Here is an 11,642-nt window from a genome sequence, read left to right as displayed (position 1 = left end):
CAGAATTATTGTGTCTGCTTATCATTTCGCTTTTGTTATTTATACAATCGCGGGCGCTGGGACAATGTGCAACACCCCAGATGAGGTACTACGCCTCAACGCAACAGATCAATACAGATATACTTACCTCTGTCGATAATCCTACTAACGCCGCAGACGGCGACCCAACCACTTTTTCAACCCTAAACAGGCTGGTGGGGGTAGGCAACCTGATTGACGTTACCCAATTTTTAAAGTTTACTAACCCGGTTACTCCGGGTAATTTACTGGCTGCCGGTACTAAAGTTACCGTGAAATTAAGCGTGCCGCCAGGGCTTCTTTCGTTGTTAGGCGGAGTTGAGATACAACCTTTTAAAAACCTGCATGACGGGGGTTTACTGGGTGGCGGCTGGCAGGCCGATGCTGTAGGGTCGCCAATATCGGGCGCTACTTTGCTGAGCCTGTTAAGCAGTGTCGGTGATCAGGAGATCACTATAGCGCCAACAGGTGACTTTGACGGGGTTTGGGTTCGTTTAGCGGGTGTTGCCGTGGGTCAAAGCGTAAATTTATATGATGCTTATATTATGCAGCCCGCCACCACAAATGTTGGTTGTAATACGCCTGTAGATGTATTATCGGGTGTTAAGCCGCTTACTGGCCTTGCCAATATAGGCTCGGTATTAGGCACAGTTCAAAACCCCGGAAATGCCATTGATACCGATCCTGGCTCTTACGCCGAGATTGATGCAGTGGCGAATGTACTTAATTCGGTATATCATACTACCGTTTTTAACTCTCCAACGCACCAGGGTGACATTGTTAAAATGATCATTCAAAATTCAGGAGCCGGTTTGCTGGACCTTAATCTTGGATCGGGTTTTTCTGTACAATTATATAACGGCGCAACAGCGGTAGGTTCTCCCATTATTTATAATACCACCAGTCTGGATTTGAAGCTTTTTCCGCTTGCATCCAACAAATACGAACTGGATATATCGCCACAGTCGACCGCCGTTTACGACCGCGTAGAGGTTAGCGTCGGCGGTGTAGCAACATTGGGCCTCACACAAGGATTGCGGATATATGATGTTACACGGGTTATAGCTACCCCCGTTATCAACAGCAGCCCAACCCCTACTACAGCAACTATTTGCCAGGGCGGCACCACAACCCTTACAGTTAGCAATGCCCAGGATTGTACTACCTATAAATGGTACGATGCAGCTACGGGGGGCAATTTGTTATTTACAGGTTCCAGCTATCCTCTTCCAAGCACATTAAGCACCGGTACCCACACTTATTATGTAGAAGCCTCGCGGGATGGTTGCACGGAAACTACGGCACGTGTAATGACTACGGTAAATGTTAACCCATTGCCAACGGTTACTCCCGGTACTGCCAACACTTGTGCGGGGAAAACAGCCACACCACTAAACTATACTAACGGCACTAACACGCCAACAAAATACAGCATAGTTTGGGACACATCAGCCACCAATTTCGTTAATGTGACGGATGCGGCATTGCCATCATCAACAGCAGGTACAATAACCCTTGCCTTACCTGCCGGTACCGCCGCGGGCACCTACACAGGCAACCTTACTGTAAAAAATGCTAATCAATGCAGTAGCAATAACATACCTATAAGCATACAGGTAAATGCATTGCCAACACCACCAGTAATAACCATAACCAATTAATAAACAGAAACACTTTAAACTATAGCATATGAAAACTAAGAAAGTATTACTCAGCGCATTATTAAGCTTTATTGGCTTGTTCATGATTAGCTCGGTGCAAGCGCAAACGCTGCCCGCCGGTGCAAACGCCATTTTTTGTAAGGGCGCCCCAGTCAGTATAACAGCTGCTGCCGACCCAAACGCAACAGCTTATATCTGGAAAAGATATGACGGAAAAGATCTGACAGGTACATCTACAACTCTAACAGGTACCGGTGCTACCTTATCAGATACGGCACCCACAACACCTGGTTTTTATACATATGTATCAACAGCTGTAAATGCCGGCGGTTGCGAGTCTGCACCATCTGATCCTAAAACCATTTATGTGCTTCCGGGCATTACCGCTGCTGTAACCTCTACTTATGCCAATAACAACGTTATCTGCGCCGGACAGGCAAATGCAGGTGCTTTAACGGCAGTTGCGGGTAACGTTGAAAGCGGTGCCGAAACTTTCGCTAGTACCGATTATAGCTATCAGTGGAATAAAGATGGCTCGCCTATAGCCGGTGCTACAGCGTCCACCTATACATTAAGTACAACCGATATGGCTACACCAGGCACGTTTAACTATACTGTCACCATCACCTACAAAGATAAGGGATGTACCCCTGCTACTTCGTCTAATTTAACAGTTAAAGTGGCAGCATTGGCAGGCAAACCGGTAATTACCATTAACTAACACTAACGCTTTTAACCGATTATAAGTTTAAAGTGGAATGGGTAGTATAAAAGTCATACTTATTGCTTCTGCAATTTTGTTTCTGTCTCATTTACGGGATATTGCACAAGGCAATACCCCGTCGGGTGCAGCAGGGCAAAGTGTGACCATTGTAGAGGGCCATACGGTAACTATGCATGCCGATGCTACTGATGCGGCTTCTTTTCAATGGCTAAAGGACGGTAATGCAATAAGCGGTGCAACTCAAAACAGCTATGTAGCCAGTACCAGCGGCAAATACCAGGTTTTGAGTGTCAATCTTGGCAATTGCGGTTCGATGGTATCAGACCCGGTGACGGTTAACGTGATACCAGCGTCTGCAAGTGATGACATGATGATCAGCTTAACAGCGCCCGCTACTACCATTAATTCGTCTGATCCGTTTACTTATACCATTACCATAAAAAACAATGGGGCTATTACGGCAACGGGCGTTAATGTGGCCGATATTCTTCCGGCAGGAGTTCAGTTCTTGCAATTATCAACCCCGTCAACAGGCAGCGCCAATTACAACAACACTACCAAAAATATATCATGGACAGTGGGCCAATTGGCACCCGGCGAAGAAGCTACAATAACTGTTACAGTTAAACCTACTTCACCCGGAACGATTACAAATACTGCCACGGTAAGCGCAGACCAAACCGACCCTAATCCGGCAAATAACACTGCAACAGCTATAAATACAGCAACAGGTTTAACTATACCCAATGTATTTACGCCAAATGGCGACAATGTTAATGATGCTTTTGTAATACTGGGATTAGAACTCTACCCTGAAAATGAGCTCACAATTATAAACAGATGGGGCGCCATAGTTTACCAAAAGAAAGGATATCAAAACAACTGGGATGGCAGCGGCCTGAATGAGGGCACTTACTTCTATTTTTTGAAGGTGCATACCACTGCTCAAAAATGGGAAACCTATCACGGTTACATCACATTATTGCGTACAAAAGTTAAATAGCCATGAAAAAAACAAGCCTATTTTATATCATGATATTGTTTGCAATGAAGGCTTTGGCGCAACAGGATACCCAGATGAGCCAGCATATTTTCAATGGCATTTTTATTAATCCAGCCTACACGGGATATAAAGATGATATTTATGTACAATCGTACTTCCGATCGCAATGGGTAGGCGTAGCGGGTGCACCAGAAAGTTTTTCTATAGCAGCAGACGGTGCTATACCGGATACGCATGTTGGCTTAGGCGCTATGGTAACCAGCGATCGTATAGGTGCGCAAAGTTCTTTATCGGGTTATGTTAACTATTCTTACATGATACCTGTGGGTTATGACGAAACTTCTCACCTCTCGTTTGGCCTGGCTGCCGGCATTGAGCAATTGGGTATTGATGGCACAAAACTGAACGCCATACAAACCGGCGACTCGTCTATTCCAACAACGTCACAAAGCACTACGCTTCCAGATGCCAACGTGGGCATATTTTATTCAACATCAACCAACTTTGTGGGTCTTTCGGCAACTAATTTGGTGGCCCGGTTTATTAAAAACACCAATAGCAGTAACATGCTGGTGCCGGTACCACAGCCCCATATCTACCTTACAGCTGGCACGCTGCTTGATCTGAATGAAGACACTAAGATTAAACCTGTATTTTTGATCAAAGACGATTTTAAAGGGCCCACTACCCTTGACCTGGATGCATCTATCATTTTTAGCAGCGGTCTATCGTTCGGCGGATTTTACCGTAGCTCTATTAAGCTTTATCCGAAAAAGAATCTGCAGAGCGATTATCCCCTTCAAAACGCATTTGGAGCCATCGTTGAGTTTTTTGTTACACCGTCTATGCGCATAGGTTACTCTTACGACCATGATCTTAACGCCCTCGGCACCTACAACTATGGCAGTCATGAACTATCCATAGGATTTTATCTTAACAATAACTCGTCAAGATCAAACAGGCCAGAGTTGCGGTGTTATAAGTTTTAGTTGAGCTAGATCTATTATCACAGCAAAGCCCCATCAAAAACTTAACATTTTATTAACACACAAGTAACACCTAGTTTATCCACGAGAGGTAAATTTACCCCATGGAAAATTTAACGCAACAACCTGCTCAGACCCCAGACGAAGTGGCTTATTGGTCGAATGAATTCGGAATTAGCCAGGACGAACTTAACGAGGCGTTTAAAGCCGGCGAAAGCTATGCTGAAGCGGTAGAAAAATACGTTCGTAAACTCGAACTGACGGCTTAAATAAAGCCCTATCAATCCAACATCCGGCTCAATAAAATGATGGTCTTTCTGAGATTGCGATCAAGAGTCGGATAGCTAATACTGCGCTTGCCCCTTGCAAGCGTTGCCTTGTTGGTTATTTAGTTAGCCACACGTCCCCACATAGGCGCTCTTAATGAATAGGCAACTAAATAGTGATTCATTTAAGAGTACAATTTCTTCTCATATAATCCTGGCAGTAACGTTCACAATTTGATAATCTTAAATTGTCAAAAAGTAAATGCCATACGCTTTTCTTTGGTTACAGTAAGTTTTCACAATTTATTCTTATCCAAAGCATTATGCTATTCGTATTCAATTTTATTACGCTACCTTTTTTAGGCGAAGTAACCCTGAGTGGTTCCATTTTGATCGTTTTCTTTCTTTGTTTACTAGCCGTTGTTGGCTTTGAATTTGTAAACGGGTTTCATGACACGGCAAATGCGGTTGCTACCGTTATTTACACCAAAGCATTAAAACCGGTTTACGCTATTCCGTGGTCTGGATTTTTTAATTTCATGGGTGTATTTTTAGGTGGTGTGGCTGTAGCCATGAGCATTTTAAAACTGTTGCCTATTGATAATATGATGGCGTTGCCCGTTGGCGTGGGCGCATGCTTTGTGCTTGCCGTATTGCTGTCGTCCATTATATGGAACTTGGGTACCTGGTACCTGGGTATCCCTTGTTCAAGTTCGCATACGTTATATGGCGCTTTAATAGGGGCCAGTTTAGCGTTTACCTGGTTCTATGGTGGTGTAGGTGTAAATTGGGACAAGGCAAAAGAGATCGGCTTATCGTTAATCTTGTCGCCATTATTTGGCTTTGGCGCCGCGGCTTTGTTAATGTGGCTTTTAAAAGATGTTATTAAAGCAAAGGCTTTGCTGCATATCCCAACCGGCGAAAATGATAAACCGCCGTTTTTAGTGCGTTGTTTACTAATACTTACCTGCACGCTGGTAAGCTTTTTTCACGGTAGTAATGATGGTCAAAAAGGCGTTGGCTTGCTAATGCTGATATTGATTGCCTTTTTGCCGGCAAAGTTTGCTGTTAACCACGCAATCTCTAACGACAAAATATTGTTGTCATTAAACCAGACAGAACAGGTAATGAGCCGGGTTAAATCTGATCAAAAAATTGGTCAGGCCGAGATTTTCACACTCGACTCTGCAATAACTAAAACCAAGTTACAGGTAGCCGCCCCGGAAAAAACTTATAAATTCCGTAAGCAGATAAAAACTGATATCAAAGACATCACCACTGTATTGGGCGATAAACAAATAAAACTAGCTGACGCTGACAGAGCAACCCTTACAACCGCCTCTAAAGGCTTGAACGGGCTTACTGATTTTGCACCTATCTGGGTAATAGCAACTATATCTATCTCCCTGGGTTTGGGTACAATGATTGGTTGGAAAAGAATTGTAGTAACTATTGGCGAGAAAATTGGCAACCAGCATTTAAATTATGCACAGGGCGCATCGTCAGAGATCATCGCAGCATCAACCATAGGTATCAGTACCGCATTTGGCCTGCCGGTGAGTACCACGCACGTATTGTCGAGCGGTATCGCCGGTTCGATGGTTGCTTCGGGTGGTTCGGGCAATTTAAATAGTGGCACCCTAAAAAGCATTGCCATGGCCTGGATATTAACCTTACCTGTCGCTATGATATTCGGTGTTATATTTTTTACGCTTTTCCACCTGTTTATTTAATTGTAATTTTAATCTCCGAAAGAAATGAAACAAATACTTGTTGCCACCGATTTTTCAGCCAGTGCAGGTAATGCTCTGGCCTATGCTATGGAGTTGGCTAAAATGTTAAATATGGAAGTATGCGTGCTGCATGCTATAGGCACTACAGAAGGTGTTAACAATAGCACTTACAACGCCATATTTATTGATGACTATTACAATACCAAAAGAGAAGCTTTAAAAGCATGGGTAAGTAATTACACAAGCGATGAAAAATATCAGGATATTGAAGTAAATACTATCTGTAGTGTTGGTTCTTTAAAAAACGTAATAACCCGTTATATTGACGAAAACCATGTAGAAATCCTGGTTATGGGTATTACCGGTTCTACAGGCATTGCAGGTATTGTGGGCAGCAACGCCAGTATGATGGTTTCAGCTGTGAAAATCCCTACGTTGATTGTACCGTTAGAAAGCAAACTTTCTGCTACCCCGGTAATCACTTTGGCTACTGATTATGAAACCAGGCTTTCTGCCGGAGATGTTAACGCCCTCAACGAAATGGTAGAAGCCTTTGGGTCTGAAAAAATGAACGTATTGTATGTTGCAGAAAAAACCACGACCAAACAAGTTGAAACCGGTGAAAGCAAACTACGCGCCCTGATAAAAAACACCGAGCTTGATTTTAATTATATCAATGAGAGCCGCCCTTTAAACGGCATCATGGAATTTGTGGAGAACAATGAAACCGATATCCTTTGTTTAGTAAAGCATCACCATAACATTGTTTATCGCTTGTTTAACCGCAGCACTGTTAATCAGGTTATGAACAAATCGGTAAAAGCCATATTGGTTTTACACGAATAACCAGGAATAATCTTATTTAAAACAAAAAATCCCGGGCGTTAATGCCCGGGATTTTTTGTTTGCAAACAGTACTTAATTTTGTGAGTGCAGCCCAACCTTGTTGCCTTCAGAATCAATGATGAACGCCATATAGCCAATTTCAGGACTAATCTCTGTGCGAGGCATCAATATTTCGCCGCCTAACTCTTCTACGCGATCAAGGATAACTTGCATATCAGGATTTGCGTTCAGATAAATAATCGCTCCTTCTTCAGAAGGTATGTGGTTATCACTCTCTACCAGCGCGCCTGATACTTTGCCGCTAGCCATATCAATGGGGAAACCCACCATAATCATGCCCGGCATTTCTTGCAGCGGTGCCATATCCATGTCGAATATGCCTTCATAAAAATCTTGTGCGCGTTCAATTTCTTCAACCGGTATTTCAAACCAGTTTAGTGCATTTGCTGTTGGTTCCATAACGTTTTTTATTATTTTAAGTGTTACCTAAAATTAAGATCCGTCTAATCACTTAATATTATGGGCCGGTTAAATTATCAGTTAAAAACGCCACCATGGTGTTATTCAAAGTTTACAAATCAAACTATTACGCCGCCAACAAATGCTAGTTATGAGTGTATATGGTGCAAAACCCTTATCTTAGAGTAAGTAAATCTGAACATGCGACTAAACCTAACCAAGCTTATCCTTCTTGTCTTTATTACTTTAAGCACCAGGGTCACGCTGGCGCAAAGCCATGAGAATGACCGCCCTAATCAAATTTTCATTACGCCGTTAAGGGCCATAGACCCTATAAATCCAGGGTTCGAACTGGGTTACCAGCGCGCTTACGGTAAAAACCTTGCCACTTCATTTGCTGTAGCGCGAATGACAAGTGTAATAGACCCTGAAATAGATTTTTCTAATTACAAGGGTTGGCGCCTTGACATAGAACAGAAGTACTTTTTGCCAACCAGGCGAAGAAATTTCCGCATGTATGTAGCAGCTAACGCGATGTACCTAAAAGTAAATTATAAAGCTGATGAAGCGTTTGCGGCAGATAGCGGCAGTAATACACCATCGTATCTTGACAATGTCGATATCCATAAACTGATCATTGCCGGAAATCTTAAATACGGCGTGCAATTACTTTGGAAACACATAGTATTTGATTTTTATGGCGGCTTTGGCGGCGAATTGCGAAGGGTAACACAATCAGGTATGATTGATCCGCATGCCTACCGAGTTCCTCCGCGCGAACTGAATCTCAGCTATGGGGTAAATGAGCCTTACGATGGACTCGCCCTGAGCCTGACTTTGAATGCCAGGATAGCCTATGAGTTTTAATCGCGCTAAACCTTTCGTCGGAGATTTAAGGAAGTGATCCACGCGAGAATGTGGATCAGTTGGATCACCTGAAAATTACAACCATTTAAAAATCAATTAATTACATTAAAACTATTTTAATAGTTGGATCAGTTTGGATCACTTTTTATGACTTATAAGTCTTTTTTGGATCAGTGTGTGGATGATTTTGGCGTTACCTTCGGTCCGGGCTTTCCGCTCATACGTCACAGGGCCTTAGGCGCCTGGCCGGTATCCGCTGCAATCCCTAACGCGGCGACTCACCCGGTCATCGCTTGGCTCGACCACCCTCTCTTCCGCAAGCGATAAAGAGGGTGAGACAACGACGCTGTCCGAAGTTGCAAACTTCGGACAGCACTATTAGAGAAAATTTACCACAAACAGGACGCTTGCGGCAGCCTTATACCGCGTTAGCGATAGCAGCGGATACCGGCCTTGCGGCTAAGGCCTTGAGCAGTATGAGCGGATAGCGCGGGCCGCAGGCAACGCCATAATTGGTGAACAGAAACTGGGTGGTTAGAGATTAGTTGTATGCTTCAAAGGCTTCCATAGTTTCCCTTAATCCACTCAAGCAATTATTAACACCACCACTCAATCACAAACAATTATTAAATCAATCATTTTTAAACATTTATACCACCGAAATAAAAATCAGATACGCACCATACCAATCAAATTCCTCCATCAACACATTCAAGTAAAATGTACCCACACCTGTCCCCACCGGGATACAAAAAAAAACACTCATGCACTCAAGAACCTGACAAATTAGTAGGTATTGTCAACTAATAGTAATCTTGGACTACTTTTTGAATATAAATTATAGTGCCATTAAACCTGTGGCATTTTTTTAGTCTATATCAATAACAGCCCCAGAAAAGCTGCTATAATTAAACAAATTATGAAAAGGATATCAAAATATTTAACACTAACAGGCTTAACCGGATTATTATGCTTGTTTTTAGCCATCCCTGCCGACGCTCAACGTGGCGGCGGTCATTCTGGTGGCGGTGGCGGTTCTCATGGCGGCGGCGGTGGTGGTTTCCACGGCGGCGGCGGTGGCGGCAGTCATTTTAGCGGTGGCGGTTCTCGTAGCGGCGGTAGCTTTAGCCGTCCTTCAGGTTCTTTTAGCCGTCCATCTGGAGGTGGCTTCTCAAGAGGTGCCACAACCAACAGTTTCAACAGATCACAATCTACCAGGGCTTTTGCTCCCGGCGCATCAGGTGTGCGTGGTGGCGCTCATGTAGGTGGTGCAACTGCCTATAGAGGAGGAATTTCAGGTTACCGTGGCGGTTATAGCCGTGGCGGGCGTTATTACCCGGGTGGTTACGGCCGTAGTTTTGGCTACCGTTATAGCCCATGGTATGCTCACAGAGGCTTTTATTATAATCGTGGTTTCTATGCCAGCTTGTATTATCCTCGTTTAGGTTTTAGCCTTGGTGTATTGCCTTATGGTTATTACCCATTCTGGTGGGGCGACTCACAATTTTACTACAGCGGTGGTTATTTTTATCAATATGATAACGACCAATATACTGTAGTTGAGCCACCTATAGGTGCAGCAATCAATACGCTGCCAGGCAATGCGAAGTCTATTACTATAAACGGTCAGCAATATTACGAAGCTAATGGTGTTTACTATACCCCGGTTACTAAAGACGACGGTAGCGTTGTTTACCAGGTTGCCGGTAAAGACGGCCAATTAAATACTGATGACCAGGGACAAGATCAAGGTCAGGACCAGGGCGGATACGCTCCTCAGGGACAGGATCAAGGCGGTTACCAGGATCAACCTGCGCCGGCTCCCCGTCAGCAAGGTAATCAGCCTGCCGTAGCTATGCCAGAAATTGGCGACATTTTTTACAGCTTACCATCTGATAGCCGTAAAATTAGAATCAACGGTCAGTTATACTATGTGTCTCCTGATGATTTTTACTACCAGCAAATCCAGGACGCCGAAGGTAAAAAAGCCTATAAGGTTACCGGCACACCAGATAACAGCCCAGACTAAGCAATAATTAATAATTTCAAATACCCAAGAAGGCGGACACTGTTAAAGTGCCCGCCTTTTTTGTTGTCGCCAAGGCAAAACTTACGAAGTTTCTAAAACTTCGTAAGTTTAATCCACTCTTTGTAAGTTTCCATTAAAAACAAACGCATGACAAACATTTACACCCTATACTGTTATTTTGATTAACATTTAAATCTTTTGAAAAACATGAGTAAAGTTTGGTTAATAACAGGCTGTTCAACCGGTTTCGGCAGGGAACTGGCTAAAGAAGTACTAAAGGCGGGTTACCGCGCAGGTGTAGCCTCGCGAAAGGTTGAAGACGTGCAGGATATTGTGGATGAATACCCTGACACCGCTATTGCAGTTAAATTGGATGTAACGGATCAGACCGAGATCAAATCGGCCGTAGCGCAGGTTAATGAAAAGTTTGGGCAGATAGACGTACTGGTAAACAACGCGGGTATAGGCTATTTTGGGGCGATTGAAGAGAGCGAGGAAGATGAGGTGCGCCGCATGTTTGAAATTAACTTCTGGGGACTGACACACACCACTACCGAAGTGCTGCCGCTGATGCGCGCTAAACACAGCGGACATATTGTAAATATAGCCTCTATAGGCGGTTTGGTTGGCTTTCCGGGTGTTGGCTTCTACAACGCAACAAAGTTTGCTGTTGACGGCTATAGCGAGGCTCTGGCTAAAGAAACTGCGCCCCTGGGTATCAAGGTAACTGTGATTAACCCAAGTGGTTTCCGTACCGACTGGGCGGGCAGATCGGCAAATAACAGTAAGATCGTTATTGATGATTATAAAGAAACGGCCGAGGCTAACAAACAAGCCATCCGCGGTTATAGCGGCAGCCAACCCGGCGACCCGGTACGTGCGGCTAAAGCCATTGTTAAGGCTGTTGAAGCCGAGCACCCGCCTTTGCACCTGTTACTGGGTGTTGCTGCCCTAAAAGGCGCCCGCAATAAGCTGGATGTGTTGAAGAAAGATTACGATGCCTGGGAAGACACTACGACAGGTGCAGATTTCCCAGTAAACGAATAATAA

11 protein-coding genes are annotated in these 11,642 nt (G+C 44.0%); 10 read left to right on the top strand and 1 reads right to left on the bottom strand.

The window, feature by feature from the left end:
• The first annotated feature begins 80 nt into the window (after positions 1-80).
• The 7 genes from HB679_RS00755 to HB679_RS00725 all read left to right on the top strand — a co-directional run bounded on the left by HB679_RS00755 (position 81) and on the right by HB679_RS00725 (position 7,237).
• The gene (locus HB679_RS00755) at positions 81-1,679 is read left to right on the top strand and encodes a hypothetical protein (RefSeq protein ID WP_214070030.1); all 1,599 of its coding nucleotides are present in this window, start codon (positions 81-83) and stop codon (positions 1,677-1,679) included.
• A gap of 28 nt (positions 1,680-1,707) precedes the next feature.
• Positions 1,708-2,400 carry a hypothetical protein gene (locus HB679_RS00750; protein WP_214070029.1) on the top strand — a complete coding sequence of 231 codons (693 nt, stop codon included), beginning with the start codon at positions 1,708-1,710 and terminating at the stop codon, positions 2,398-2,400.
• A 37-nt stretch (positions 2,401-2,437) separates the two neighbouring features.
• Positions 2,438-3,406 carry a gliding motility-associated C-terminal domain-containing protein gene (locus HB679_RS00745; RefSeq protein ID WP_214070028.1) on the top strand — a complete coding sequence of 323 codons (969 nt, stop codon included), beginning with the start codon at positions 2,438-2,440 and terminating at the stop codon, positions 3,404-3,406.
• A gap of 2 nt (positions 3,407-3,408) precedes the next feature.
• The gene (locus HB679_RS00740) at positions 3,409-4,395 is read left to right on the top strand and encodes a type IX secretion system membrane protein PorP/SprF (protein WP_214070027.1); all 987 of its coding nucleotides are present in this window, start codon (positions 3,409-3,411) and stop codon (positions 4,393-4,395) included.
• A gap of 101 nt (positions 4,396-4,496) precedes the next feature.
• Positions 4,497-4,661: a DUF3606 domain-containing protein gene (locus tag HB679_RS00735; protein ID WP_214070026.1), complete on the top strand. Its 165-nt coding sequence runs from the start codon at positions 4,497-4,499 to the stop codon at positions 4,659-4,661.
• A 320-nt stretch (positions 4,662-4,981) separates the two neighbouring features.
• Positions 4,982-6,391, top strand: a complete 1,410-nt coding sequence (locus HB679_RS00730) for an inorganic phosphate transporter (RefSeq protein WP_214070025.1) — start codon at positions 4,982-4,984, stop codon at positions 6,389-6,391.
• 24 nt (positions 6,392-6,415) lie between these two features.
• Positions 6,416-7,237, top strand: a complete 822-nt coding sequence (locus HB679_RS00725; protein ID WP_214070024.1) for a universal stress protein — start codon at positions 6,416-6,418, stop codon at positions 7,235-7,237.
• Positions 7,238-7,309: 72 nt separating this feature from the next.
• Here HB679_RS00725 and HB679_RS00720 read toward each other — a convergent pair whose 3' ends face one another.
• Positions 7,310-7,696: a VOC family protein gene (locus tag HB679_RS00720; protein ID WP_214070023.1), complete on the bottom strand. Its 387-nt coding sequence runs from the start codon at positions 7,694-7,696 to the stop codon at positions 7,310-7,312.
• 201 nt (positions 7,697-7,897) lie between these two features.
• Here HB679_RS00720 and HB679_RS00715 point away from each other — a divergent pair, with 201 nt between their 5' ends.
• The 3 genes from HB679_RS00715 to HB679_RS00705 all read left to right on the top strand — a co-directional run bounded on the left by HB679_RS00715 (position 7,898) and on the right by HB679_RS00705 (position 11,639).
• Positions 7,898-8,563 (top strand): hypothetical protein, encoded by a 666-nt coding sequence (locus tag HB679_RS00715; protein ID WP_214070022.1) that lies wholly within the window; start codon positions 7,898-7,900, stop codon positions 8,561-8,563.
• 919 nt (positions 8,564-9,482) lie between these two features.
• Complete coding sequence (locus HB679_RS00710) at positions 9,483-10,592, top strand: DUF6515 family protein (protein ID WP_214070021.1); 1,110 nt, start codon at positions 9,483-9,485, stop codon at positions 10,590-10,592.
• A 207-nt stretch (positions 10,593-10,799) separates the two neighbouring features.
• Positions 10,800-11,639, top strand: coding sequence for an oxidoreductase (locus HB679_RS00705; protein ID WP_255547507.1), 840 nt, complete (start codon positions 10,800-10,802; stop codon positions 11,637-11,639).
• Positions 11,640-11,642: the final 3 nt, after the last annotated feature.

The sequence above is a fragment of the Mucilaginibacter sp. dw_454 genome (assembly GCF_018449775.1).
Taxonomy (GTDB): Bacteria; Bacteroidota; Bacteroidia; order Sphingobacteriales; family Sphingobacteriaceae; genus Mucilaginibacter.
This window is presented reverse-complemented; position numbering and strand designations above follow the sequence as displayed.